This is a genomic window from Pseudomonas sp. NMI760_13 (assembly GCF_021283245.1).
GTDB lineage: Bacteria > Pseudomonadota > Gammaproteobacteria > Pseudomonadales > Pseudomonadaceae > Aquipseudomonas > Aquipseudomonas peradeniyensis.
Genome location: NZ_JAJSRC010000019.1, coordinates 80,353 through 106,836 on the forward strand (window position 1 = coordinate 80,353; position 26,484 = coordinate 106,836).

Here is a 26,484-nt window from a genome sequence, read left to right on the forward strand (position 1 = left end):
CCATGAACAGCACCGTCCGCCTGACCCTGATCACCCTGGCCCTGGGTCTTTCCGCGTGTACGGTGCATCAGCCCGGGGAGCGTGAGCCGCTGCCGCCGATCGAGACCACGCCGCCGCACAAAGGACCGGTGGTCAAGCCCTTGCCGGGTGGCCAGCCCGGCACCCAGCCGAGCAAGCCGGCGGCGATTCCCAAGCCGATGCCACGCACCTCCGCCAGCTTCGCGCCGCCGCCGGGGGGCGCCAGCCACTGGGACCCGAAGCTTGGGGTCTATGTGCTGGAGAAGCAGCCCAACACCTTCTACCGCCAGCGCACCTATTACCGTTGGAACAACGGCTGGAGCTGGTCGCTGAGCCCCAACGGGCCGTGGCAGGACACCGACAGCAGTGGTGTGCCGGGCGGGTTGGGCAGGGCGTTTGGGCAATAATTGCCGTTGAGGCCTTATCGCGGGGCAAGCCCGCTCCCACGCCAGTAATGCTCATCGTCAATTGCGTGGGAGCGGGCTTGCCCCGCGATAGGGCCGGCCGCGCCAACAGCTGGCATAATCCCCCTTCGCATTCAACCGGAGGGTGGCATGAGCAAGACAGTCCTGGTGCTGGTGGAAACCGTCGATGACTACCTGCCGTTATTGGAACGGGCCGGCTACCGCCTGATCCGCGCACCGTCGCCGCAACTGCGCGCCGACGCCATCGCCCGTCATGCCGGGGAGATCGATGCCGTGCTCACTCGTGGTCCGCTTGGCCTGACTGCCGGCGAAATTGCCACATTGGTCAACCTGCGGATCATCTGCGTGATCGGTGCCGGCTACGAGCAGGTCGACCTGGCCGCCGCCGCCGCCCGTGGCATCACCGTCACCAATGGCGCCGGTGCCAATGCCGCCGCCGTGGCCGACCACGCCCTGGCCCTGCTGCTGGCCCTGTTGCGCGACATTCCCCGTGCCGACGCCAGCACCCGCCGTGGCGAATGGCAGCGGGTGATCAGCCCGTCGGTGAGCGGCAAACGCCTGGGCATCCTGGGGCTGGGCGCGGTGGGGTTGGCAATCGCCAAGCGTGCCAGCCTCGGCTTCGACATGCCCGTCAGCTATCACAGCCGTACCCCGCGCAACGATGCGCCCTACACCTGGTACGACAGCCCGCTGCACCTGGCCGATGCCGTCGATATCCTGGTCGTCGCCACCCCGGGCGGGGCCGGCACCCAGCACCTGGTCGACGCGCAGGTGCTTGACGCGCTGGGCGCCGAGGGCTACCTGGTGAATATCGCCCGCGCCAGCGTGGTCGATACCCAGGCGCTGGTCGCCGCCCTGGCTCAGGGACGGATTGCCGGCGCCGCGCTCGATGTGTTCGATGGCGAACCCGGCGTGCCCGATGCCCTCAAGGCCCTCGGCAATACCGTGCTCACCCCTCATGTCGCCGGCCAGTCCCCCGAGGCCGCCCGCGACACGGTCAGCCTGGTGCTGCGCAACCTGCAGGCGTTCTTTGCCGGTGAGCCGGTGCTCACGCCAGTACACGAATAGCCTTTGCTTTCACTTATCCAAGGAGTGCTGCATGCAACTCGAGATCTTCCAGGTCGATGCTTTTTCCGCCAAGCCGTTCGGCGGCAATCCAGCGGCGGTGATCCCTTTGGACAGCTGGCTACCCGATGCGCTGCTGCAGCGTATCGCCGAAGAAAACAATCTGTCCGAAACTGCCTATTTCGTTCGCAACGGTGAAAGCTACGACCTGCGCTGGTTCACCCCGACAGTCGAAGTTGATTTGTGCGGCCACGCCACCTTGGCGTCGGCCTGGGTGCTGTACGAGCAGTTGGGCGAGCAGCGCGAAGAGCTGCGCTTCAACACCCGCAGCGGTGAACTGCGGGTCAGCCGCGGCACCGAGGGCCTGCTGGCGATGGACTTCCCGGCCAAGCAGCCGCTGGCAGTGGAGATGCCAGCGGGGTTGCTGGAGGCCTTGGGCTTGGCCAGTGCGCGAGGCTTGTATCGTACCGACGACTACATCGTGGTGATCGATGACCCAGCGGAGCTTGCGGCCTTGCAGCCCGATTTCGTCGCTTTGTCTCGCTTCGACGTGCGTGGCATCGCGGTGACGGCGCCGGGGGGAGGGTTCGATTTCGTTACACGTTGGTTCGGGCCTCGGGTCGGGGTCAATGAAGATCCGGTCACCGGCTCGGCGCATACCTCGTTGGTCCCTTACTGGGCCGAGCGGCTCGGGCAGGCACGGCTTCATTGCCAGCAGGGTGGTGCGCGCAAGGGGCAGTTGGTCTGTGAGTCACCTGGCAATGGCCGGGTAATCATCAGTGGTTATGCGGCGTTGTATTTGCGCGGCCTAGTGAATCTGTAACGAGGAGGGCGTACCCCCGAAGGGGTACGCTGATGGTGCAAGCTTGCCATTGTCTACTGTAGTCAGGACTTGTTTTCAGACTCAGCGTTATCGCCGCGGGTGTCGACAATTACCAGGGGAGTCGTGGTATTTGATACAGGCCCAAATTCATTTGTCGCAGTCCATGTGGCATGCATATGGCAAAAGTCATTTGGGAACAACAGGTGATGTGCCGGGATTTCAAACTCTGTTTCTTTGTCTTTATCGTCTTCACCAACGGTTTTCAAGAAGGAGTATCTGCTCCCGTCGATTGGCGTTTCGCCAGCGTCGTGTGAACGGCCAGCAGCCTGGTACAGCTCGATCGAAATAGTGTCACCCGGCTTCTTGTTCGCATAGTGCGGTGTAATGAATTTGACGCCCAGGGCAATCTGCTCTTTCGTGATCCAGCCGTCACTCGCTCTGACAGGGAAGTATCGGCCATCATCGAGGCTTCCTTCACCCGGAAGCTCATCGTTTCCGTGCACTGTGATCGGTTGTTCATAGGACCGCGAAGTATTCTCCTTCCCGCCTGTGATCGCTCGGGTTACCAAGAAGTGGAGCGGTTTTGTACCAGAGCCTTCTTGCGCGATCTGGTCGGCAGTCAGCGGAAACCGCAGATCGTCCGTGCCGTTCGCTTCCTGTTCGGTGACAGTACGTACAGGAAACTTTATCTCACCATAGAAGACCAAGACCTTGTCGTCCTTCTCCAAGACCTTCCTGGGTGGGAATTTTCGATCGTACAACGGTATGTAGATCGTGGCGTCCTGGTCGAATTCCTCACTGGGGATTTCATTGTATTGTTTGCTTGCGGTCTCCAGGTAAGGGGGGCGCAGGTTCGGATGCACCGGATCTTCCGGATCTGGATTTGGATCGCCGCCAACCTGGAACAAGTTAACCGCCACTGTGGTGATCTGCGAGGTGCCGGCAACAATACCGTTTCGAATAATGCGGTAGAACACATCGATACTGGCGACCAGGTTGGCACCTGCCGTTTCTTTCTTCCACGTATCGTAGAGGGCTGCATAGGAGGGATACAAAGTCTGCGGGTTGCCTTCTTCGCCACCAGGGATAGGTACCAGTTCATGCACGGCGTCACCCCACACCAGTTCGATCTTGTCACCCGGCTGGATAGCCGGCGTGCCAGTATGGGCGGGTACGACCAGTTCCAGAGGCTCGCGTGCCTCCGCATCGATGATGAGACCGTCAGTGTGTGCAGCAATCAGCGGCGCGAGTAGGCCTTTCAGTTCCCCCTTGAGGAGTACCTTCAGCGTCAGTGGGAGGGACATATCCGAAACATTGCCCGCCCGATCCGTGATTTTGTAGGTGAAAACGAGGGTGCCATCCCCCAGGGCCTCGATATCTGCCCGTAGGAAGCGCAGCGTCAATCCGTCCTTGGGACGACGACGCATGCTCCCCCGGGCTATGCGTCGAGAACGTAACGTGCTGCTGATCGCTCCCTCGATGATGTCGCCGGGCGCTAGGCCGCCATAGCCGGCAACGGTGCATTCCAGGTATTGCTCGCCGTCCTCTTCCTTGAGCTTGTCCGAGGTCAGCCCGTTCGTTTTGATTAGCTCATCAACAATCAACTCGGCCAGCAAGGGTTCGCCAGGTTTGGTCAGGTCGACAATGAAGGATTGTGCTGGGCCACTCTCGTTACCACTGCCGGAGTATATGACTCGGTAGATGATCGTGTGGGTGCCTTCCGTGCGAACAGACGCAGGAAGGTCGATTTCAAAAGTGTCCCCAGGTTTTTTACCTTTGAACGTGACGGCCGGATCCAATGGAGCACCATCTACTATCAGTTGCACGCTATCGCCGTCCGGGTCCTTGATCGAGTCCGGCACTGGAAATGTGAGCTTGAGCGGGTCGGAGCTGACGCTTGCCAACAGTAAATTGTCTGCAATGCCGGACGGCGGCAATTCCGCCAGGGCGTTTGCCGGGAACACCAAGGGATCAGTAAAACCCAGTATGCCTGGCGACCGTTTGCGTGTTGGCTTGTAGACCATAGGGCACTTGCAACGCCCGGAGTGGGTAATGGATTGGCTTGGCACCTTGCCGGGTGTGTGCACGTCGATGCGAGAAGATTGGTCAGACATGGTTGCATTCCAGTGGCTAGGGGATTCACAGGGTTGCTGCTGGGCGACGTGCCCCGTCAGGCACTGCCACAGCAGTCCTACTGGCTGTCCCGGTACCTGGCGCAGCCGATGCGATCGCAGAGTCATGGTCGGAAAAAAGCGCGCGCTTGTAACCTGACAGAATTGCCAGGTCGCCACTGGCAGGCGGTGGCCGTCGGCGGGATGGGCGCAAGGGGACGAGTTGTCATCGCGCGCTTCGAGGAGCCCCTCGATATCAATCGACGGGCGCCTGTGGGTTAGGGCTGCAGTGCTGCCTTCCTCATCGCATGCCGCGCAGATCCACGATGAGCAGGGCGGTGGTGTCGTTCGCTACCGTTTTCCCATTCCTAGTGACTTGCCATGTGGAATGAATATGGCAACGTTTACTGGGGGCGATTAGTTGGGCGCGCGGAAGGGGAAACCGGTACTCCTCGGTCTCCTCACTGGCATCGGCGACCGTGTACGAGTCCTTGATTCTTGATACCTCGATAGGCTCCTCATTTTCGGTGTGTCTATCAGTCTCCACCTGGACCAGATTGATTTCAATCAGGTCGCCAGGTCGCTTGTGCTTGTACGGCGGCGTCACGAAATACACGATCTTGCCATCTTCGAGATCAGCCGGGATGATGCAGCAGGCGGACTTGAGGGGCGCGTATTCACCTTCTCCCAGGTCGCCATCGCCAGGCAGTTGCTCATCAGCGTCCACGAGCACTGGTTGGACCGGCCCCTGTGACGTGTTGTGGGTCGGGCCTTGGACAGGGCGCTCCACCTCATAGACCAGGGCTTGTGTGCCACCCGCTTGCTCTGCGATCAGGTCGGCCGTGAGGGGAAATTCGAGGTCAGCCTTCTTGCCGACGTCAGCGTCGCTGACGGTCCGTGGGGGAAACGCATAGGTACCGTATCTGAGCTGGACCACATCGCCCTCGATCAGCACCGGTGCCGTCGGTGAGTGCCGGTCGAACCATGGCACGAAGAGCCTGGCGTCCTTGGCATAGTCATCTTTGGGGATGTAGTTGAGCTGCCCTGACCAGGACATCAGCACGGCTGGACGCAGGTTCGGGTGGGTCGGTACCTCTGGCTCTGGATCGCCACCCACCTGGTGCAGGTTGATGACCACGTCCAACCCTGCGGAGGTGCCGGCCACCATGCCTTCGCGAATGATCCGATAGCTTACGGTGATGCGGGCGGTTTCATCGCGCCCCTGCGATTGCGCCTTCCAGGTGTCGTAAAGGGCTGCATAGTCCGGGTAGATCGGCAGGCGAGCACCTTCCTCGCCATCGGGGATGGGTAGTGGTTCGTGGTGGGCATCGCCCCAGATCAGCTCGATCGCGTCGCCTGGCAGAATGGGTTTGTCCGAATAGGCGGGGATGATCACTTCCAGCGGTTTGCGCGCCTCTTCATCGTTGATGATGCCATCGGCGCTGTCTGCCACTTCTGGTGCCGGAAGATTGGTCAGCTCGCCGTCGAGCAGTACCTTGAGAGTCACGGGGCGCGAAGGGAGCGAAATATTGCCGGCGCGGTCGGTGACGGTATAGGCGAATGTTTTAAGGCCATCCCCTGCACGTTCGATGTCCTCCCTCAGGAACCGCAAGATGATCTCGTCTCCAGGCCCGTATTCTTGCTCGACATCCGTTGTGCTACCGAACCCGTCGAGGTCGGCGATCACGCCACGGATCCTGTCGCCTATTCCAAGGCCGTTGTAGCCATTGAGGGTCGTTTTGAGATAGTGCTTGCCATTGTGGATTTCGAGGGTGGCCGAGGTGACCCCGCCTTTGATGATGTCGCTATCGACGTTCAATTCGGCCAGTGACGGCAGGCCAGGTGCAGTCAGATCGACCTTGAAGGATTGGAGGGGACCGTCCTCCGATCGATTGTTCGAGTAATGTATGCGGTACTGGATCGTATGGATGCCTTCTTGGCGAGCGCTGGCGGGCAGTTCGATGGAAAAGATGTCCCCCGCCTTGTAGCCCTCGAAGGTGATGGGGATGCTGAACGCGCTCCCGTCCACGAGAAGCAGTACGGCATCCCGGGTTGGGTCGACAACCTTAGCCGGGATTCTGAACCGTAGCGTGATAGGGTAGTTCCTGAAGTCTGCCAGCAACAGGTTGTCTGCCTCGACACCCGGGAGGGTCGGAGCGAGCGCATCCTTGGGAAACACCAGTTCCTCATCAAAGCCCCACGTGGCGTTAATGCGAGCAGGTTTTCGAACCGCCTTGTAGGCGTGCCGGCTATGGCAACCACATTGCGAGGCAATGGATTTGGCCGGCAGGGTGGCAGGCCGATACTCGGCGATGAAATAACGTTCAGACATGGTTGTTTTCCTGTGCTGTCAGGGCTTCAGGTTTGGGGCTGGCGGTGACGGGCCTCGGCAGTGTTCCAAGTCGTTCCGATACCGAGTACGGTGCAAACGAACGCAGGTTCATAGTCGGGAAAAAGCGCGAACTTGTAAGCTGACAGAATTACTAGGTCGGGCTGGCGGGAGGGGGCATGCGTCGGTTTGGCCGACGCATGCCCAGGCGATCAGAAGGACAGGCGCACGGCCAGTGAAGCCGCGGTGTCGGAGAAGTCGTTGCTGCCCACTTGCTGGGCCAGCGACGCGGTGATCGTGAGGTCGCGGTTGATGCGACCTTCCGCGCCGACCTTGAATTCGGCGATGTTGCGGGTGCCGGCCTGGGTCACGCTAACGCCGTCGAGGTTGACGCCGGCCTGGCGATTGTTGTGAATCCAGTTGGTTTCGACGAAGGGCTTGAAGCTGTCGGCCAGGGTGTCATCGCCGGTGTAGTTCAGCTTGAGCGAGGCGCGGGCGCCGACACTGACGCTCAGGGTATCGCTGCCTTGGGTGGAGACGACGGTGCCGTTGTCTTCGCGGTGATCGTCGGGGGTCACACCCGACCAGACCACCTTGGCCTTGGGTTGCAGGTACCAGGCATCGCCGTCTTCGAAGCGGTCGCTGAACACATAGCCGGCTTCCAGTGACGTGGAGACGCCCTTGGCACTGTAGCGCTCGGTGGCCACGTCGTCGCCGGAGACCTGGGCGTCGAACCAGCTGTATTGCAGCACAGCGTCGGTGTACAGGCCCTGTTCGCTGTTACCGTTGGCAAACCAGGTGCCATAGACACCGGTGGTATAGCCCTTGACCTGACTGCTGGCGGAGTGATTGGTCAGCTGCGAGGTGCTGTTGCCATGGCTGTTGCCGTAGCCGGCAAAGACCCCGGTGCGCCAGGCGCCGCCGGCACGGGTCGAGCCGCCGGCCAGGTCGGCGCCGAACAGCGTGGCGTTGCGGCTGACGTGGGTGTTGAGTTGCCCGCTGCTGTCGGTGCTGCGCTGGTGCCCGCCGCTGTGCTTCATCCACAGGTTGGTCGAACGGCCGTCGGCCGCCAGGGTGTCGGCACGTTCGGTGTCGCCGCCGCGCTGGCCGACACTGGCGTCGAACAAGGTGCTCATCGCGTACAGGTTGGCCGCGTAGGCGCCGCCTTCGGGACGGACGATCAGGATCGGCGCGTCAGGGTTGCCCGGATCGATCAATTCATTTCGCAGGTACCAGTTGCCGCTGTTGTCGCCTTCACCCCGTACCAGTTGATAGTCGTAGGCTCCGGCAACGATACGACCTGCCTGGGTGAATTCCCCGTTGGAGGCGCCGCCGACGGTGATCAGTTCGATACCATTCAAGGTCTTGGCACCGGACCCGCCGAGGTTGTTGACGCTGACTGACGTGGTGCCGCTGGTATCGCCTTCGATGATCAACCTGTCGGTTACCGAGGCATCGCCCTCCAGCTTGGTGTTGAATTCTATGCTGCCGCCATCGCCGACATAGTCGCCATGCACGGTCAGAATCCGGCCGGCTTCGTCGCCTTCCCTATCGCTTTGAAAGGTGATCCTGCCACTGTTGGTGAGAAGCTCGTCGATGGAGGAGTCAGCGGTGACGATCCATTGCGCGGAGGCGCCGACATCGAGCTGGTCCACACCCTGCATTGCGCCACGCAAGATGGCTTTTTCACCGAGTGCCACATGGGTCATGGCGGTGTCGGCAGAGATGATATCGCCTTCGATTTCGCTGGTCTTGATGGTCAGGAACACGCTGGCGTCGTCCTCCACCTCGAGCAGGGTGCCATTGTTCGCATGCACCACGGTGCCATCGCGCAGGGTGATATGGGCTGTTGGGGCAATCGGCTCCGCGTCGAAGGCCTTGCCGACATGGATGGCGCTGCCGGTGGTCGAAATCAGCTGGCTGCCGGCGATATCCAGGGTGGCCACTTGATCACCGGCGTTGTCGCCCCGGCTGTCCGAGCTGATGGCAATTGCGTGACGGGCGCCATCGAGCACCGAGCCCACGACGGTGCTGGTGCCGCCGTACATCTGCAGTGCGACGCCGGACAAGGCACTGGTGCCATCATCGGTGGCGGTCACACGGCTGCCGACCAGGGTGACGTTGCTGTCGTTGTTGAGAATCGCACGCCCGGCGGCACTGATGGTGGCGCCCGTGGCGTTGAGGTTGCCGCCTTGGGTCAGTGAGATCGCCACACCCGAAGACGAATCCGAGGCATCGGCCTGGCTGCCGGCGTTCATGTTCAGGGTAGCGCCATTGCTCACCTGCCAGGACTCCGCAGGGCTGCCGGCCTCGACAGTAGCCTGTTCACTGCGACCCTCAAGGACGCCCGCTGTGGCAAGGGGCGTGCAGCCGAGCAGCAGGACACAGGCGAATCGATACGGCCTGCGGACACGCAGGCGCAGTTCTTTTTTCATCGTGGACTCCGACGCGAATAAGTAAGTGGGACAGGCATTCGGGGAGCGCTGAAGAGTGCGGGAAGAAGTGAACTGAGGCTGTAGGAATAGTCTGAGCGTGGTGCGGGAAAAGGTGAACATGGGCGTCACTTCCTGGCTCATGCGTGCGGGTAGCTTGAGCCAAGGGTGATGGGAAGTAACCTGACAAAAATGCTAGTTTTCAGGTGCCAGGACTGCAGCATGGATGGCCAGGGCCCGGCTTGGGCCCTGGTCGCTGGTTCAAAGTTGAATGAACTCGGGAGGTGAGAATAAGTAGGTTCTCTCCTCGCGATGCCAGATACTGTAGTTGAACAGGACGGCACCGCCTCGGTTCTCTGTAATCCAGGAATCCGAGACCTGGATTGTTGCCTGGCCTGTATCCTCAAGTGGGTGGTAGGGAGAAATTTGTTTTCTCACGCGGCCATTGATAATGATGTTGACATGGTCACCATCCTTTCTGTACGGAAAGTCCACATCGGCGGTGTATTTGTCGCCGTTCGAGGTGATCTTGATGGCCGGTGTACCCACAGCCTGGGGCTCGATAGTCACCTTGCGGGGCGTCGAGGCTATGCCATTGACGAAACTGGTCACCAAGACCTCAGTTGAGTAGCCCCCCATCGCCAGCGAGTCCGGCAACAAGAAATTCAGGGTCTCCCGCGAACGGACTGTTTTCTCCTCGCTGCGCCATTCAACAACGCCCGTTGCCTTCCACACTACAGTGACCTTTTGTCCAGCTCGCATACCGGGGTAAGGCTCCACATCGACCTTGAGATGCTGATCGGGTTGCACATCACGTAGGTAATCCAGCTTGTCGTTCTTGGCTTGGGGAAGTTTTGGGGCTGCAATGACGGTGTGGGTGACCGGCCGGGAAGTACTTTTCGAGAGATGTTGACCGTCCACGTGGTAGGCGACACGGATCGAACCTTTTACCAATGCTTTTACGAAGCCATTGGGAATCTTGAACAACATGTCTTCAACCGGAGAGCCGACGTTCTGGGGTTCACTTGTAAAAGGCATGTCTTCGCCGTCGGCGTTCCGACCGTATGCCTCGACGACGACAGCTTGTCCCGGCTGCAGATTCTCATTCGCAGGCACCACCACCGCCAGGTCGGCGGTCAACAGGTACCTCATGTCGATCTCTTCGTCTTCATGCCCATCGACAAGAAGGCGCGGCGCGGCGGGCTGTTCGGGATAGTCGAAGTCTACATCCACCGTCGTGGACGGGGCCAGGAGGGAGTAATTGCCTGCATCGTCGGTAATACTGTAGCGCAGCGAAGTTCTACCGCCAGGGATCTTGGATTGCAAGTCGTCGAGGACGATCACCGTGTCATTATCGATATCATCAATTCGGATACTGTGTTCGAAACCGGACCAATCTATCGTCAAGGTGTCGTAGCCGGATTGATAAGTCCATTTGGGGACCGTTATGGTGACCTTCTCGGTGTCTCCTGCCAGCCATTCAGGGACGATTGAGGCTTTTTCCAGCTTGTAGTTTTCCTCCGGGAGCGGCAGGTCTTTATCAGGGTCCCCGGGGATCGTGGACTTGATGAAGAGCTCGGTTTTATCCGAGGGGAATTCTATTCCGCCTGGGAAGCTTATGAACTTGTACCAGAGCCCATGCAAGCCTTCTTTTTTATTTATAAAGTGTTCTGCAGTAGGTTCTAACACTATGACGCCGGTCTCGTCTTTTTTGACGAATCGACTGTATATCATGGTGTCGTCCAGAAATAACTGGATGTCATCGCCATCCGCTACGTCGAGGTACGGGCCCACACGCGTTTCAAGAATCTTCCTCGGATTGTGCAGCAAATCATAATAACCGAGTCCACCATTCCCCTGGCCATCGTCGTCGGCATCCACCATTTTCGGAGGCATCAAGTTGGCGTAGGGAGTGGGGTTGGTGCTGGTGTAATTTGTGGTGCTTGTAGTTGTAGTTGTAGTTGTAGTTGTAGTTGTGGTTGGTGTTGACGTCGTTGTCGTTGTCGTTGTGATATGAGTGGCGGATGTTGTAGTGTTTTTCGCGGGTGTATTGGACGTGCTGCTCATAGGTGCTTCTCCTGGCCGGCGCGGGGGACAGGCATTGCCGGAGCTTCCAAGTTAGGAATTGTGCTGCTATGTAACAACTGGCAAAAATGCTAGGTCGAATGGGCACGAGCGGGCCTGAATTATCCGGGGTACGGCCACGCACACTTGCCTACGAGCGCCTGGCCAGGATGCTGGGCTGAGGCAGGGTGATGCCGGACATGCCTGGAGCCTGCGCCTATACTGCAACTCCCCGGAACAACCGCAAGGAGCCCCAAGATGTCCGTGGAAAAACAAGGCAGTTGCCTGTGTGGTGCAATTCACCTGAGTGCAACAATCGACAACACCCATGTCAGCGCCTGTCATTGCAGCATGTGCCGAAAATGGACCGGTGGCCCGCTGCTGGCGGTCCATTGCACCGAGCCCCCGAAATTCGAGGGCCCAACCCCGAGCGTCTATGATTCCTCCCCCTGGGCCCAGCGCGGCTTCTGCGGCCGGTGCGGTACGCACCTGTTCTACCGCTTGAAAGAGGGCAACCTCTATGTCGTGCCGGTCGGCCTGCTGGACGGCACGGAAAACTGGACCTTCACCGAGCAGATCTTCATCGACGAAAAACCCGCCTGGTATTGCTTCGAGAACGAGACCAAGAACCTCACCGGCCAACAGATCTTCGAACAGTTCGCCCCGTCCTGAGCCGACCCGCCTTGCCAAACTCAAGCATTCCTGAGAAAAGGGCGCCCACCAAAACCGTCTCGAGGAACCTGCCATGAGCAGTGAGCTGCAAGTCATCGATCTACACGAAGGCGACGGCAAGTCCGTGGTCAAGGGCGCGCTGATCACCACCCAGTACCGCGGCACCCTGGCCGACGGCAGCGAGTTCGATTCGTCCTGGTCGCGCGGCAAGCCGTTCCAGTGCGTGATCGGCACCGGCCGGGTGATCAAGGGCTGGGACCAGGGCCTGATGGGCATGCGCGTGGGCGGCAAACGCAAGTTGCTGGTGCCGGCGCACCTGGGCTATGGCGAGCGCTCGGTCGGTTCTATTCCACCGAATTCGGACCTCACCTTCGAGATCGAGTTGCTGGAAGTACTGACCCGCGACGATTGAGCTGCGAGCAATAATTCAGCAACACACAGGCGTTAACGTGGCCTTGTCCATGGAACGGCATGTGTGCCCAGGGAGGAACCAAACGGGTCGAAGGCACTCTGAGCCTCACTCGCTGCCACGGATGGCATTCACGACAGGGACGACCAGCAGCCAGGGCTGCCGGACCATGTGGCGGGGCAACCCAGTACCCCTTGCCACAAGAGTCCGTCCCAGATGAAGCTGCCCACCTTCCTTCGCCGTCGTCGTCACCTGTTGTTGAGCCTGACGCTCGCCGCTGCGGCCGTGCCGTTGGCCTTGGCAGTGGTCGAGAGCCGCGCGCAACCCGTGGATGGCACCCAGACCCTGGTTTTCCTGCGCCACGCCGAGAAGCCCGGCGAGGGGCTGGGGCAGTTGAACTGCCAGGGGCTCAACCGCGCTCTGGATCTCGCCACCTTGCTGCCCGAGCGTTTTGGCGAGGCTGACTACGTATTCGCCGCCAACCCTTCGCGGGGTGTCGAGGAAGGTAGCCTGGATGAGCGCTACAGCTATATCCGCCCGCTGATGACCATCAGCCCCAGCGCCATCCGCCTCGGCTTGCCGGTGAACATCGACTATGGCGCCAACGACACCGAGGATCTGGCGGACGAGCTGCTTAGTAGCAAATACCGCAATGCGACGGTCTACACCGCCTGGTCCCGCGGTTATCTCCCGGAACTGATCAACACCGTGGCCGGCAAGGCCCTGGGCGAAGAGCGGGTGCTCACCGAAGACTGGCATCGCGACGACTTCGATACCTTGTACGTGCTCACGCTGACCTGGCGCGATGGCAAGGCGACCCTGCTCAGCCGTAACCTGCGCCAGGGGCTCGATCACGGCGAGTCTGGCTGTCCGACCTGACCTGCTGTTACTGTCTGGCCATCAGGCCTGGACGGGAACGGATGCATGAACCAGCGGGTGACAGTGGCGTTGGCTGGCGGTCTTCGGTATAGCCAATGCATTCCTACCGGTTGAACAAAAGGTAGAAAATCTGGGGCATCCAGCCCTTCAATGTGCGCCATGCCAAGGAACCGGGTTATGAAGGCCTGGCGCCGCGGTGCTAATTGTTTGATTTAGGAAGTTTCCCACCGGAATATCAGACGTCAACTGGTGCCTTAAGAGGTATGTCCGGAGCTATCGTCGCAAGTTCACCTGGATCGTTGTCCAGAGCCTTACGCAGGAAATGCTCCGCATGCCATTTGAAAGGACCTATCACGTCGTCGCACACCACGGCGTGGCATTCAATATATTCGAGTTCACCGTAAAACCTCTTGAGCGTTGTCGACTCAATGAGCTGTGCTTTTCGACAGCACGTCAGCACAACTATCAAATCGTCAGAAAGGTGATGGAGGTGTATGACCGGATGCAAGCGGGAGTACTTCCGTGTTTCGTCTCAGTCGCTATATCGCTGCCTCTGAACCGCATTCAGGGCGATGCGTTGAATGCTCAGCGTTGGACTGTAACCGGGTTGGTGTCGGCGGCCGTGGGTTCGACGGTCGGGTTGCTCGCTGGCGGTTTCATATCGGGTGGTCTTGCCAAAACCGCTACTGCTGCATTTGTGGCGGATCGTCTGCCAACCTATCACTCGGGTGATGTTCTGGTTTCAATCGATGCCAAGGTCAAAGGTGGTATTGGCCCTCAACACACTTCGATCTCGATGATCGTCACAGCGTGAGAATCGTTAATGTACGAGGATCCTGTTCAGATCATCCTGTCGCTATTCATAGGCTTCGCCATTGATCGTTGGCTGAGGTCACCCCGCATGCGTACCTGGCTTGGCGTGAGTCTGCTCATTGCCGGGGCGCTCGGCATGCTGTTCTTGCACCGTGAAACGCTCAATGGGGTTGATGTGGTGTTGTGGAAGTCCTTCGCCATCGTGCTGGGTGTGTGCCTGGTTGTCTATCGTGACCGCTATAAGCATGTGGAATGACAGCGTTCGCGCAGTGCGCTGATTCAAGCCTTCGCGTCGCTTCCGCGGCATTTTCTATTGTCCAAGGATGCAAGCCTGGCTGCCCGACCTGACCTGCTGTTACTGTCTGGCCATCAGGCCGGGACGGGAATGGACGCATGAACCAGCGGGTGACAGTGATCGGCGGCGGGGTGGTCGGCCTGGCGACGGCTTATGCGCTGGTGCGCGACGGCTGGCAGGTCGACCTGGTCGAGGCCCGCGACAGCCTGGCCAGCGCCACAAGTTTTGCCAACGGCGGGCAACTTTCGTATCACTATGTGGCTCCACTGGCCGATGCCGGTGTGCCGTGGCAGGCGCTTGGCTGGTTGTTGCAGGGGGACTCGCCGTTGCGCCTTCGGTTGCGTCTGGACCCAGCGCAGTGGCGTTGGCTGGCGGCTTTCGTCATGGCCTGCCGCACCTCCGTCAATCGCCGTAATGCCGCTCGGCTGTTGAGCCTGGCGCTCGAAAGCCAGGCGGCTTTGCAGCGCTGGCGCGAGGAGGACGGCCTCGATGATTTCGCCTGGCGGCGCAATGGCAAGCTGGTCGCATTCCGTACCCAGCGTGCATTCGACCACGGGCGCCAAAACTTGCTTGATCCCCACAGCCAGCGAACACTGGATGCCGCCGAACTGCGTGGACTCGATCCGGCGCTGGTCGATGCACCCTTCGTTGGTGGTGTGTTCACTCCAGGCGAGGAAGTCGCCGATTGCCACCGTTTCTGCCTGCGTCTGGCCGAGCGCCTGGAGGCGTCGGGACAATGCAGGTTGCTGTTGGGGCGACCGGTGACACGGCTGATAGCGCACGATGATCAGGCGCTGGCCCTTGAGCTGGGCAACGAACGGCTGGAAGTGCAGCGCCTGGTGCTCAGCGCCGGGCACCGTAGCGCCGGCCTGGCATTGCCGGGCTTGAATTTGCCGGTCTATCCCTTGAAAGGCTACAGCCTGACCGCGCTGATTGGCGCCGTGCATCGGGCGCCCGATGTGAGTATCACCGACTACGAGCGCAAGATCGTCTATGCCCGGCTGGAGGATCAGCTGCGTGTGGCGGCGATGGTGGACATCGTCGGTTACGACGAGTCGGTGGATGCCGGCAGGCTCGCGAGCATGCGACGGCTGGCGCGCGAGACCCTGCCGGAGGCCGCTGATTACAAGCAGGCGGTGGAGTGGGCTGGGATGCGGCCGGCGACGCCGACCGGAGTGCCGATCATCGAGGCCACACGGTATCGCAACCTGTGGCTGAATCTGGGGCATGGGGCCTTGGGGTTTACCCTGGCCTGTGGCAGTGGCGAGCGACTGGCGCAGTTGCTGCGCTGACTGTGCGGATCTGATCGCGGGGCAAGCCCGCTCCCACGAAGGCGTGGGTGCGGCAGTGCGCCGATGCGACTTGCCCCGCGATGGTCAGATCAGCGACCGAAACGCATCGGCCAGCCCACCACCTTCTTCGCCCGCGGCGTAGCGTAGGTGCGCACCTTGGAGGTGCTCAACCCCAGCCTCACCAGTGATTCGGCAATGGTCACCGCCGCGCTCACACCGTCCACCACCGGCACCCCGGTGCGCTGGCGGATCTGCTCGTCGAGCCCGGCCATGCCGCCGCAACCCAGGCAGATCACTTCGGCCTTGTCCTCGCGCACAGCCCGTTCGGCCTGCTCGACGATGGCTTCCACCGCGCGCCGTGGGTCGCTTTCCAGCTCGAGCACCGCCAGGCCGCTGGCGCGCACCGAGGCGCAGCGCTCATACAGTCCGGAGAGCTTGAGGCGGTCCTCGATCAGCGGTACGGTGCGGTCCAGCGTGGTCACCACCGAGTAGGCGTGGCCCAGGTACATGGCAGTGCTGGCGGCGGCATCGGTGATGTCCACCACCGGCACGTCCAACAGCTCCTGCAGGCCTTCGCGGCCATGCTCGCCGTAGCCGGCCTGGATCACGGCATCGAAGGGCTGGTCGTAGGCCAGCACCCGGTCCATCACTGCGATGGCGGCCAGGTAGCTCTCGAAGTTGCCCTCCACCGACTCGGCGCCGAACCACGGGGTCAGGCCGACGATCTCGGTACCGGGCGCGGCCACGCTGCGCGCTTGCTCGGCAATGGCCTCGGTGATGGCCTCGGTGGTGTTGACGTTGGCGATCAGAATACGCATGACGGATCTCCCTGAAATCAGTGGCTGCTGTGGTCGACGGCGATGCATTCGCCGCTGACATCGAGGTATTGGCGGTTGCGTGGCGCGATCAGCAGGTAGACGGCGGCGGCGATACCGGCACCGATCAGCCAGGAGAACGGCGCGATGCCGTGGAAGTTGGGCACCAGGGCCAGGACGATGGCCAGCAGCGCGGCCGGGATGAACGCGGCCAGGGCGCGCAGGTTGATGCCGCGGGTGTAGTGGTAGGCGCCGGCGGGGTTCTCGCTGTACAGCTCGGGCACGTTGATGCGGCCCTTACGCAGCAGCCAGTAGTCGGCCATGATCACGCCGTACAGCGGGCCGAGCAGGGCGCCCAGGCCCGAGAGGAAGTACACGATCACCAGCGGGCTGTTGTACAGGTTCCAGGGCAGGATCAGCACCGCCAGGGTGGCGCTGATCAGCCCGGCGCGGCGGAAGTTCAGGTGGCGCGGCGCCAGGTTGCTGAGCACGAAGGCCGGGGCGACGAAGTTGGCCATGATGTTCACCGCCACGGTGACGATCAGGAAGGCCAGGCAGCCCAGTACCAGGAATGCGGTGCTGGGGATGCTGGCGACGATCTGCGTCGGGCTGTCGATGACCTGGCCGTTGATCTGGAACTGCGCGCCGCACAGCACCACGGTGATCGCCGCGAACACCAGGATGTTCACCGGCAGGCCCCAGAAGTTGCCGACGCGTATGGTCCTGCGGCACGGCGAGGAACGGGCGAAGTCGCAGAAGTTGAGCACCAGGGTGCCGTAGATCGCCAGCCACAGCGCGCCGCCAGCGAAGATGTTGCGCCACATCTCGTAGCCGCTCAGGGGCTCGGCGACCGACCAGGCGATGCGCGCATCGGCCTTGAAGTACATGAACACTGCCAGGCTGGCCACGGTCAGCAGGATTACCGGCCCGGCGAAGGCCTCGTAGCGGCGCACCATCTCCATGCCGTAGGCGAGGATCACCAGCTGCACCAGCCAGATCGCCACGAAGCACACCCAGCCCAGGCTCGACAGACCGAGGATGCTGTCGTGGTCATAGGCGGCCACCTGCGGCCACACGGCGGTCAACAGCACCCGCAGCACCACCGAGGCCAGGTAGGTCTGGATACCGAACCAGGCGATGGCGATCACCGCGCGGATCAGCGCCGGGATCTGCGCGCCATGGATGCCGAAGGCGATGCGGCTGATCACCGGGAACGGCACGCCGGTCTTCTGCCCCATGTAGCCGGACAGGTTCATGAAGAAGTACACCAGCGCCGCGCCGATCGCCAGCGACAGCAGGATTTGCCAGCCGCCCAGGCCGAGGGCGAACAGCCCCATGGCGAAGGAGTAGTTGGCGATGTTGTGCACGTCGTTGGTCCACAACGCGAAGATGCTGTAGCCGCCCCAGCGGCGGCCTGCCAGTTTGGTCGGGGCGAGGTCGCGGTTATGCAGGCGCGGGCTCAGTTCGAGATCGGCCGGAAGGCCTTCGAGGGCGGTGGTCGAGGGATGGGTGCTGGCAACGGAAAGTTCAGGGGCAAGGGGGAGGCTGCTACTCATTCCGGCGGCTCCTGATGCGTGTGACTGCGATGAGCGGGCGCTGGCGCACGGGCTCGCCATCTCGTCGGTGCAGGCGTTGGCATCACTGGGTTCTGGGCGCAACGGTCGCCGGTGGGGCGACGCTGCGGGTTCTTGTGTATTTATGTTTCGTCAAACTTGTATACAAAACGCAAACACATAAAAGCCAGTTCCATGCCAGCGATCAACTCGCTTTCAGGTTGCTACTATTTTGAATCTATCTATTTGAAAGATAAGTGGATGAAATAAAGGAAATATAAGCTGACCAAATGAACAGGTAATATTTTTTGCTCGACATTTTAGTTGATCGAATGGTCAGATTTAGTTGATTGGAGTATGTAACTTAATGGGGCGTTACCGGTCAAAAGTGCACACAAAAATGGCACTTATGGTGACATTCATGTGTACAAGTTTTGGCCGGGCCGACTGCGTGGGAGCGGGCTTGCCCCGCGATAAGGCCTGCAACTGCAAAACCTCCCTCACGCCATCGGCGGCAACCGCCGCTTCACCGGCGTCTTCTTGATGATCGCCGTATTGGTCTCGGCCAGCACGTTGAGGCGGTCGAGCAGCGTGTCCAGCTGCTCCATCGAGCGCACATGCAGGCGGGCGATGAAACAATCCTCGCCGGTGACCTTGTCGCACTCGGTGAACTCGGGAATGGCCACGATTTGCCGCTCCACCTCCTGCAACTGCCCCGGCAGCGGGCGAATGCGCACGATCGCCTGCAACTGGTAGCCGAAACAGCGCGGGTCCACCTCCACCGTATAGCCGCGCAGTACGCCGCGCTCTTCCAGGCGGCGCAGGCGCTCGCTGACGCTGGGCGCCGACAATCCGCTGATCTGCGCCAGGGCCTTGAGCGAGCGGCGCGAGTCTTCCATCAGGGCGTTGATCAGCAACTGGTCGATGGCATCGGTCATGGCAGCCTCGTTAGGTGATTTTCAAGATCTGCCTTGATAGTAAAGGCGCAAGCACAGATATGCCTTGGTTATCCGCTGGAAGGTCGCCCTCGACCCTCCGCATACTGTGCCCATCATCGACAGGAGGTGTGAGATGGACAATTCGCTGCGCCGTGGCTCGCTGGAAATGATCGCCGCCATGCTGATCTCCGGGACCATCGGCTGGTTCGTGCTGGTATCCGGGCAGCCGGTGCTGGAAGTGGTGTTCTGGCGCTGCGTGTTCGGCGCCGGCACCTTGCTGCTGATCTGCGCGGCCATGGGCTTTCTCAAACCGGGTGTGCTGACCCGCGCCACCTTCCTGCTGGCGGTGGCCAGCGGCGTGGCGATCGTCGGCAACTGGGTGCTGCTGTTCGCCTCCTACTCGCGGGCTTCGATCGCCATCGGCACCGCGGTGTACAACGTCCAGCCGTTCATGCTGGTGGGGCTGGCCGCGCTGTTCCTCGGCGAGAAGATCACCCTGGCCAAGCTGACCTGGTTGAGCGTGGCGTTCCTCGGCATGCTGGCCATCGTCAGCGCCCATGGCGCGGGGCAGGCCAGTGGCGACGAGTACCTGCTGGGCATTGTCCTGGCATTGGGCGCGGCGTTCCTGTACGCCGTGGCGGCGTTGATCATCAAGCGCCTGACCGGCACGCCACCGCACTTGATCGCGCTGATCCAGGTGAGCACCGGCGTATTGCTGCTGGCGCCCTGGGTGAAGCTCGGTGGACTGCCGGGTGAACTGCCGGCGCTCGGCAGCCTGGTGACGCTGGGGATCGTGCATACCGGTTTGATGTACGTGCTGCTGTACAGCGCCATCCAGCGCCTGCCCACGGCGTTGACCGGGGCGCTGTCGTTCATCTACCCGATCGCGGCGATCCTGGTCGACTGGGTGGCCTTCGACCATCGCCTGGCGGCGGTGCAGTGGCTGGGGGTGGGGCTGATCCTGCTGGCGGCGGCGGGCATGCAGCAGGGCTGGTGGTTCCGGCCGGCCAGCGGCCGCGGCGTGGCAAGGCCTGAATGAGGTTCAGTTTGTAAGATCGGCGTGGTCTTGGCGTGTAACAGCCTCAAGGTGTTGAAGTCGTCCGGAGTCGGTATTCGGCTTCAACCGCCGGGGCTGCGAGGCAGCCCTTTCGCGGCACAAGGCCGCTCCTACAGGGGGATGCGCTTCCTGTAGGAGCGGCCTTGTGCCGCGAAAAGACCGCAAACGCCGACTGCTCAGTTCAACCAGCTCAACGCCGGCCCCTGGGGCACGATCCGGGTCGGGTTGATGTGGTTGTGCGAGTAGTAGTAATGCAGCTTGATATGCGCCATGTCGATGGTGCGGTAGATCGCCGGGATCTGCGTCAGGCGCACCAGGTACTGGTACAGCGCCGGGTACTCGGCCAGGGTCTTGTGGTTGGTCTTGAAGTGCACGTAGTACACCGCCTCGTAGCGGATCAGCGTGGGCAGCAGGAACAGGTCCGACAGGCTCAGCTTGCCGCCCACCAGGTACGGCTGCTTGCGCAGCCGGTGTTCAAGGGTGTCCATGGCCGCGAAGAATTGCTGGAAGGCCTGGTCGTAGCTCTCCTGGTCCGGGGCGAAGCCCATGTGGTAGACCATGCGGTTGATGTTGGTGTGCAGCCACTGGTTGAGCTCGACGATGTCGCAGCTGGAGCGGTCGGGCACCAGGTCGATCGGGGTCTTGGCCAGGGGCAGCAGGCGGGTCGCCATCTGCAGCGCCAGCTCCGCCGAATCGTTGTGCACGATACGGTTCTGCTGGCGGTCCCAGAGGACCGGCACCGACTGGTTGCCGGTGAAGCCCGGGCGCGAACGCTCGTACAGGCTCGACAGCAGGGTGACGTCCTTGTGCAGCGGGTCCTGGTCGTGTTCGTCGAACTCCCAGCCCTGGTCGTGGCGGCGGGCCGCCACCGAGGTGACGTCCAGCGCGTCTTCCAGGCCCAGCAGGCTCTGCACCAGGTGCACCCGGTGCGAGAACGGGCAGGCGTGGGAGATGTACAGGTGGTAGCGATTGGGCTCGGCCACCAGTTCGCTGAGGAACAGTTCCTGGACCGACGGGTTGTCTTGGCTGCGGGTCATCTTACCTCCCTACGGCGGTGGCCAGGCTTGGGCATGGACGCTCGCCGAGGGCGGCGATGCTGTGCTGGATCTTCAGGTTGGCGGCGGCCAGGCCCGCGGCCAGGCTTTCTTCGCCCATGCCCAGGCCTTCGGCGTAGATGAATTCGACGCTGTTCAGGCCGACGAAGCCCAGGGTCTGCGACAGCCAGCCGGCCAGGGTATCGGTGCCCTGGCTGTAGACGCCGCCGCTGGCGTTGAGCACGTGCACCGGCTTGTCATCCAGCAGCCCGACCGGGGCGCCGTCGACATAGGTGAAGGTGACGCCACCACGCACGATGTAGTCGACCCAGGTGTGCAGGATCGACGGTGCGCCGAAGTTGTAGCGTGGCAGGCCGATCACCACGCGGTCGGCTTCCTGGATCTCTTCGATCAGCTCGTTGGACAGCTTCAGTGCCGCGGCCGCCTCGATGCTGCTGGCGTCACCGCCGAACAGGGCGTCCATGGTCACCGCATTGAGGTGCGGGATGGGCTGGGCGTGCAGGTCGCGTACCGCCACCGAAGCTTCGGGGTTGACCTCTTTGAGCTGCTTGAGGAAGTTGTCCACCAGTTGGCCGGAGAAGCCGCCATCGGACTTGATCGAGGAGCGGATGACCAGGACCTTGTGATTCATTGCGAGAATCCTTTCAGTGATGTGTGTGACAGCCAGTCTTGAGCAATCGGGCGGGAGTGAAAAGCGCAGATAATCAGGGTATTACCCTTAAGGTTGTCATGTATCGCCAGGGGCTCTGTGCCGGAACGAGCGCGGGGCAGGCCCGCTCCCAGATATCGCGTGGGAGCGGGCTTGCCCCGCGATGAACGTGATGAGTTATTACGCCATTACCACTCGCGCTTGAGCCTGAACTTGCTCAGCTGCGCGCTGGCGATGCGCGTCTGGCTGCCGTCGGCGTTGACCCGCCAGGCCTCGGCCTGGGTGAACATCAGGTTGCGTCCATCACGGATCACCTTGGCGTGGAACAGCACCTCGGTGTCCCGTGGCGTGGCCGACAGCAGCAGGGTGTTGAAACTGTTGGTCAGGGCGTACTCGTCAGGCCCCAGCAAGGGCAGGGTGGCGAGCATGCTGGTGACGTCGAGCATCGAGTAGATCACCCCGCCGTGCAGGGTCTGGCTGAGGTTGTCGATGGCATCGGTGACGGTCAGCCGGCAGGTGCATTGGCCGGGGGACTGTTCCAGCATCTCCAGCCCGCAGTAGCGCTGGTAGGCGTGTTCGAGCAGCGCGCGCGAGTGCGCGGCGGCGTGGTCGCTGATGGTGCTCATGGTGTGATCCTTCACAGGTGCCGGGCAATGATTTCCAGCATGATTTCGTGGGTGCCGCCGCCGATGGCCAGCAGGCGGGCGTCGCGGTGGATGCGTTCGACCAGCGAGGGCTCGACGCAGCCGTGGGCGCCATGCAGTTGCACGGCGTCGCGGGCCAGGGTTTCCAGGGTCTGCACGGCGCTGTTCTTGGCGATGGCCACCTGGTGCGCGTCCAGGGTGCCTTCGGCTTGGCGGGCCACGCAGGTGTCGACGAACTGGCGGCTGACCGTCAGCTGCGCGTAGTGCTCGGCCAGGCGCTGGCGGATCACCGATTTGTCGAACAGTGCCTTGCCGCCGACCTGGCGGCTCTTGCACCAGTCGATGGCGGCCTGCAGGGCCATGTCGGCGCTGGTGATGGCCATCACCGCCAGGTTCAGCCGCTCCTGCTGCAGGCTGGCCTGCAGCAGACGGCCGACACCGCCCTTGCCGGTCAGGCGCAGCGCTGGCACGTCCACAAGCTCCAGGTCGGCCAGCGGCAGGCAGCGCCAGCCCAGGGCCTGGCGCGGGGTGTGGCGGATGCCGGCGGCGGAACCCTCGACCAGGAACAGCGCCAGGCCGTCCTCGCAGTGGCCGACCATCAGCAGCCAGTCGGCACGGGTGGCGTTGCAGATGAACGCCTTGTGCCCGTTCAGCCGGTAGCCGTCGGCCTGACGCGTGGCCCGGCACTCCAGGGCGCGCAGGTCGGAACCGGCCTGGCGCTCGGTGATCGCCAGGGCGATGCTCTGGCGGCCATCGAGCACTGCCGGCACCAGGTCGTGGACGATCGGGTGGCCGGTGGCTTGCACCGCCTTGAGGCTGACGAAGTGCGAGCCCAGGCCCATGGTGATGCCCTGGGCGCCGCTGCGGGTCAGTTCCTCGATCAGCACCGCCACGGCCCGCGGGTCGTCCGGCAACTGGCGGTGGTCGTGGCCCAGGCCGAGCAGGCCGGCGGCGCCGGCCTCGCGGTTGAGCGTGGCCGGGTAGGCGCCGAGCTGCTCCCAGGCCGCCACGTTCGGCGTGATGCGCTCGCTGACGAAGGCCTGCAGGCGCTGGCGGTATGCGTCACTCATGGCGATCTCCTCAGAACACCGTGGTCAGGGCCAGGTCGTGGAAACGCTCGACGATCGGCCGGATCCGCGAGGAGGTCATGGCGCTGTCCTCCTCGAAGTAGTACAGGTCGGTCATGTCGCGCATCACTTCCAGCATCACCCGCGAACGCTCGGCGGCGCGGATCTCGTAGCGCTGCAGGGCGCTGTCGAGGCGCTCGTCGCAGCAGCCGACCAGGGCCTGGGCGAGCATGAAGGCGTTCTCCAGGCCCAGGGTCAGGCCGTAGCCGAGGGTCGGCAGCATGGCGTGGATGCTGTCGCCGAGCATCACCACGCGGCCGTTCTGCCAGCAACCGGCGCCGGTCAGCGCCATCATCTTGTGGGTGAGGATCTGCTCGTGCTCGGTGGCTTCCATCATCCGCACCACGTCCGGCGGCAGGTCGGCAAACAGCTGTACCAGGCCGTCACGGTCGAGCAGCGGCTGGTTGCGGTGCTGGTAGGCGGCGAACCAGTAGCGGTACGGGCGGTCGGCGGCCAGCGGGTAGGTGACCACCCGCGAGAACTCCGAGGCGAAGATCTGGCAACGGTCGGGCAGCAGCAGCGGCGAGTCGAACTCGACCATGCCGCGGCTGGCCACCAGGCCCGTGTCGTAGGGCGTCAGGCCCGGTTCCAGGCACTGGCGCACGGTGGAGCCGACGCCGTCGCTGCCGATCACCAGGTCGAAGTCTTCCTGTTCGCCGTTGCTGAAGGTGACCCGCGCCTGTTCGCCGACCTTCTCCACCTTCTCGCAGCCCATCTGGTAGCGGATCTGCCCGGGGGCCAGGCGTTCGCGCAGCAGGCCGAACAGCTCGGGACGCGGGAACATCACCGCCGGCGCCGGGATCCCCAGGCCGTCCGGGCGCACCGGCTGGCTGTGGATCAGGCGACCGTCGCGGCCATGGGTGTCGAGGAACTCGATGGCCTTGCCGCGGCCGATGAAGCCGGTGTCGTTGAACAGGAAGCGCAGCACCTGCACGCCCTGGGGCCAGACGTAGATGCCGGTGCCCGAGTCGCGCGGGCCATGGGCCCGCTCGTACACCGTGGCCTCGAGGCCGAAGCGCTTGAGAATCAGGGCGCAGGCCAGACCATTGAGGCCGGCGCCGATGATCGCGATCTTCATGCGGCCACCTCGCTCAAGGTGTTCCAGCTCTGGCCGCTCATGCGGTAGCGGCGCTGCAGCAGGCACAGGCTGGTCAGCTCCATCAGCATCGGGTCGAGCAGGCCCTGTTCCTGGGCGCTGAGGGTCGGCAGCTGCTTGAGCAGGGTGCGGACCTTGGCCGCGTCGAAGAACGGCAGCGCGTCCAGGTCACGGCTGTGCAGGGTGTCCTGCACCAGCTGCCACAGGCGGCCTTGCTGCTGCAGGGTGGCCGGCGGGGCGCGGAAATAGTGCTTCTTGCGCTCGTACAGGGCCTTGGGCAGGTAAGGGCGCATGGCTTCGCGGAACACGTACTTCTCGGTGGCGCCGCGCACCTTCATCCACACCGGCAGCTGGCAGGCCAGTTCGACCACGTGGTGGTCGAGCAGCGGCACGCGGCCTTCGATGCTGTTGGCCATCTCCATGCGGTCGCCCAGGGTGGTGAGGACGAAGTTCGGCAGGTACGACTTGGCCCACAGGTACATGGAGTTGTGCACCGGGTCGCGGTCGGCGAGCTTGCCGTGGTCGAGGCGGTCGAAGAACTGGCGGTACGGGTCGACACCGCTGAAGTGATCGCGGAAGTCGCCGCGGTACAGGCTCTCCAGGGCCTTGAACCAGCCGGCCTGGTTGTCCAGCCACGACACGCCGTGCTTGAGCTGCTCGACCATCCAGTGGATGTCGTGGGGCATGTGCGCGTTGGTGTAGCCCTGCTCGTTGGCCTGGATGCGCTGGCGCAGCAGGTCGATGACTTTCGGGTCTTGTTGTTCGTTGTTGTACAGCAGCATGTCGCGGCGGAAGTGCGGGTAGCCGGCGAACACTTCGTCGGCGCCTTCGCCGGTCAGCACCACTTTCAGGCCGGCCTTGCGCACTTCCTTGCTGAGGATGTACTTGGCCACGCCGTGGGCGTTGAAGAATGGCGTCTCGTTGTGCCACACCGCCTGCTCGAAGTTGTCCGCCAGGTCGTCCTGGGTGATCTCGATGGTGTGGAAGCGCGCGCCGTTGTGCTCGGCGGCCATGCGCGCGAAACGGTTCTCGTCGTAGTCGTCCATGTCGGTGAACGACAGGTTGAAGGCGTCCAGCGGCTCGCCCTTGAGGGCGGTGGCCATGCCCAGCATCGCCGAGGAGTCGATGCCGCCGCTCAGGTACACGCCCATCGGCACGTCGGCGCGCAGGCGCAGGCGCACGGCTTCCTCGATGGCGGCGCGCACGGATTCGATCATGCCGGCCTCGTCGCTCGGCGCCGGGGTGTCGCGGCGGGCGAATTCCATGTCCCAGTAGCGGCCGCTGTGCAGGCCGCCGTGGTCGACCATCACCCAGCAGCCCGGCTGCACGCTGCGCACGCCTTCGAACAGGGTGTGGTCGCGCAGGTAGAAGGCGCGGCTGGCGTAGGCGTTCTCGTCCCAGGTCGGGTTGACGCCGGCGGCCAGCAGGGCCTTGATCTCGGAGGCGAAGTACCAGTTGCCTTCGTGCTGGGTGTAGAACAGCGGCTTGATGCCCAGGCGGTCGCGTACCGCCAGCATCAGGCGGCGACGGCGGTCGAACAGGACCATGGCGAACTCGCCGCGCAGCTCCTTGAGCCCGGCCATGCCGGAGCGGCGGTACAGGTGCAGGGCGATCTCGCTGTCCGAGGCGGTCTTGAAGATCGCGCCTTCGGCCTGCAGTTCGGTACGGATGCGTTCGTGGTCGTAGAACTCGCCGTTGACGATCACCGCTAGGTCGCCTTCATCGGCGACGATCGGCTGCATGCCGTTGTCCAGGCCGATGATGCTCAGGCGGGTGTGGCCGAGCACGGCGCGCTCGCCCGGGTCACGCCACAGGCTGTGCTCGTCGGGGCCGCGGTGATTGATGGCGGCCAGGGCGTCGAGGATCGACTGGTCGCTGATGCTGTTGCGTTTGGACTGGTAGACACCGATGAAACCACACATG

23 protein-coding genes are annotated in these 26,484 nt (G+C 62.6%); 10 read left to right on the plus strand and 13 right to left on the minus strand.

The annotated features are described in order from the left end of the window. The first annotated feature begins 2 nt into the window (after nt 1–2). The 3 genes from LU671_RS19040 (at nt 3) to LU671_RS19050 (ending at nt 2,331) form a co-directional block, all read left to right on the plus strand. Complete coding sequence (locus tag LU671_RS19040) at nt 3–425, plus strand: hypothetical protein (RefSeq protein WP_203651691.1); 423 nt, start codon at nt 3–5, stop codon at nt 423–425. A gap of 147 nt (nt 426–572) precedes the next feature. Beyond that, entirely contained in the window at nt 573–1,511 is a 939-nt protein-coding gene (locus LU671_RS19045) for an NAD(P)-dependent oxidoreductase (protein WP_232856549.1), read from the plus strand. Between the two features lie 31 nt (nt 1,512–1,542). Continuing rightward, nucleotides 1,543–2,331, plus strand: coding sequence for a PhzF family phenazine biosynthesis protein (locus LU671_RS19050; RefSeq protein WP_232856550.1), 789 nt, complete (start codon nt 1,543–1,545; stop codon nt 2,329–2,331). A gap of 62 nt (nt 2,332–2,393) precedes the next feature. On the opposite strand, the gene LU671_RS19055 is transcribed toward LU671_RS19050, so the two are convergent. The 4 genes from LU671_RS19055 to LU671_RS19070 all read right to left on the minus strand — a co-directional run bounded on the left by LU671_RS19055 (nt 2,394) and on the right by LU671_RS19070 (nt 11,270). Next, nucleotides 2,394–4,445: a hypothetical protein gene (locus tag LU671_RS19055; protein WP_232856551.1), complete on the minus strand. Its 2,052-nt coding sequence runs from the start codon at nt 4,443–4,445 to the stop codon at nt 2,394–2,396. A 298-nt stretch (nt 4,446–4,743) separates the two neighbouring features. Further along, nucleotides 4,744–6,774, minus strand: coding sequence for a hypothetical protein (locus tag LU671_RS19060; RefSeq protein ID WP_232856552.1), 2,031 nt, complete (start codon nt 6,772–6,774; stop codon nt 4,744–4,746). A gap of 209 nt (nt 6,775–6,983) precedes the next feature. After that, on the minus strand, nt 6,984–9,206 hold the full coding sequence (locus tag LU671_RS19065; protein WP_232856553.1) for an autotransporter outer membrane beta-barrel domain-containing protein: 2,223 nt from the start codon (nt 9,204–9,206) through the stop codon (nt 6,984–6,986). A 258-nt stretch (nt 9,207–9,464) separates the two neighbouring features. Beyond that, nucleotides 9,465–11,270 carry a hypothetical protein gene (locus LU671_RS19070; protein ID WP_232856554.1) on the minus strand — a complete coding sequence of 602 codons (1,806 nt, stop codon included), beginning with the start codon at nt 11,268–11,270 and terminating at the stop codon, nt 9,465–9,467. A 255-nt stretch (nt 11,271–11,525) separates the two neighbouring features. Here LU671_RS19070 and LU671_RS19075 point away from each other — a divergent pair, with 255 nt between their 5' ends. The 6 genes from LU671_RS19075 to LU671_RS19100 all read left to right on the plus strand — a co-directional run bounded on the left by LU671_RS19075 (nt 11,526) and on the right by LU671_RS19100 (nt 15,627). Then, complete coding sequence (locus tag LU671_RS19075) at nt 11,526–11,939, plus strand: GFA family protein (protein WP_232856555.1); 414 nt, start codon at nt 11,526–11,528, stop codon at nt 11,937–11,939. A 73-nt stretch (nt 11,940–12,012) separates the two neighbouring features. Next, nucleotides 12,013–12,351 carry an FKBP-type peptidyl-prolyl cis-trans isomerase gene (locus LU671_RS19080; protein ID WP_203651705.1) on the plus strand — a complete coding sequence of 113 codons (339 nt, stop codon included), beginning with the start codon at nt 12,013–12,015 and terminating at the stop codon, nt 12,349–12,351. A gap of 213 nt (nt 12,352–12,564) precedes the next feature. Beyond that, nucleotides 12,565–13,227: a histidine phosphatase family protein gene (locus LU671_RS19085; RefSeq protein WP_232856556.1), complete on the plus strand. Its 663-nt coding sequence runs from the start codon at nt 12,565–12,567 to the stop codon at nt 13,225–13,227. Nucleotides 13,228–13,558: 331 nt separating this feature from the next. Beyond that, nucleotides 13,559–14,041: a hypothetical protein gene (locus tag LU671_RS19090; RefSeq protein ID WP_232856557.1), complete on the plus strand. Its 483-nt coding sequence runs from the start codon at nt 13,559–13,561 to the stop codon at nt 14,039–14,041. An 87-nt stretch (nt 14,042–14,128) separates the two neighbouring features. Continuing rightward, nucleotides 14,129–14,296, plus strand: a complete 168-nt coding sequence (locus tag LU671_RS19095; RefSeq protein WP_232856558.1) for a hypothetical protein — start codon at nt 14,129–14,131, stop codon at nt 14,294–14,296. Between the two features lie 137 nt (nt 14,297–14,433). Beyond that, nucleotides 14,434–15,627: a D-amino acid dehydrogenase gene (locus tag LU671_RS19100; RefSeq protein WP_232856559.1), complete on the plus strand. Its 1,194-nt coding sequence runs from the start codon at nt 14,434–14,436 to the stop codon at nt 15,625–15,627. Nucleotides 15,628–15,716: 89 nt separating this feature from the next. Here the strand turns inward: LU671_RS19100 and LU671_RS19105 are convergent, their stop codons facing one another. The 3 genes from LU671_RS19105 to LU671_RS19115 form a co-directional block, all read right to left on the minus strand. After that, nucleotides 15,717–16,445: an aspartate/glutamate racemase family protein gene (locus LU671_RS19105; protein WP_028692810.1), complete on the minus strand. Its 729-nt coding sequence runs from the start codon at nt 16,443–16,445 to the stop codon at nt 15,717–15,719. A gap of 17 nt (nt 16,446–16,462) precedes the next feature. Then, nucleotides 16,463–17,998, minus strand: coding sequence for an NCS1 family nucleobase:cation symporter-1 (locus tag LU671_RS19110; protein ID WP_203651711.1), 1,536 nt, complete (start codon nt 17,996–17,998; stop codon nt 16,463–16,465). Between the two features lie 497 nt (nt 17,999–18,495). Beyond that, entirely contained in the window at nt 18,496–18,933 is a 438-nt protein-coding gene (locus tag LU671_RS19115; RefSeq protein ID WP_028692812.1) for an Lrp/AsnC family transcriptional regulator, read from the minus strand. A gap of 133 nt (nt 18,934–19,066) precedes the next feature. Between LU671_RS19115 and LU671_RS19120 the strand changes: the two genes are divergently transcribed. Beyond that, entirely contained in the window at nt 19,067–19,972 is a 906-nt protein-coding gene (locus tag LU671_RS19120) for a DMT family transporter (protein ID WP_232856560.1), read from the plus strand. A gap of 194 nt (nt 19,973–20,166) precedes the next feature. On the opposite strand, the gene LU671_RS19125 is transcribed toward LU671_RS19120, so the two are convergent. The 6 genes from LU671_RS19125 to asnB all read right to left on the minus strand — a co-directional run bounded on the left by LU671_RS19125 (nt 20,167) and on the right by asnB (nt 26,483). Next, nucleotides 20,167–21,027 carry a glutathione S-transferase C-terminal domain-containing protein gene (locus LU671_RS19125; protein WP_051555768.1) on the minus strand — a complete coding sequence of 287 codons (861 nt, stop codon included), beginning with the start codon at nt 21,025–21,027 and terminating at the stop codon, nt 20,167–20,169. A 1-nt stretch (nt 21,028) separates the two neighbouring features. Next, nucleotides 21,029–21,676, minus strand: a complete 648-nt coding sequence (locus LU671_RS19130; RefSeq protein ID WP_023629104.1) for an FMN-dependent NADH-azoreductase — start codon at nt 21,674–21,676, stop codon at nt 21,029–21,031. Nucleotides 21,677–21,882: 206 nt separating this feature from the next. Continuing rightward, on the minus strand, nt 21,883–22,320 hold the full coding sequence (locus LU671_RS19135) for a PaaI family thioesterase (RefSeq protein ID WP_028692820.1): 438 nt from the start codon (nt 22,318–22,320) through the stop codon (nt 21,883–21,885). Nucleotides 22,321–22,331: 11 nt separating this feature from the next. Continuing rightward, the gene (locus LU671_RS19140; protein ID WP_232856561.1) at nt 22,332–23,408 is read right to left on the minus strand and encodes an acyl-CoA dehydrogenase family protein; all 1,077 of its coding nucleotides are present in this window, start codon (nt 23,406–23,408) and stop codon (nt 22,332–22,334) included. A gap of 10 nt (nt 23,409–23,418) precedes the next feature. After that, entirely contained in the window at nt 23,419–24,543 is a 1,125-nt protein-coding gene (locus LU671_RS19145) for an FAD-dependent oxidoreductase (RefSeq protein WP_046856510.1), read from the minus strand. Further along, entirely contained in the window at nt 24,540–26,483 is a 1,944-nt protein-coding gene (gene asnB, locus LU671_RS19150; RefSeq protein ID WP_232856562.1) for an asparagine synthase (glutamine-hydrolyzing), read from the minus strand. Before asnB ends, LU671_RS19145 begins: the two co-directional genes overlap by 4 nt. Nucleotide 26,484 lies beyond the last annotated feature (1 nt).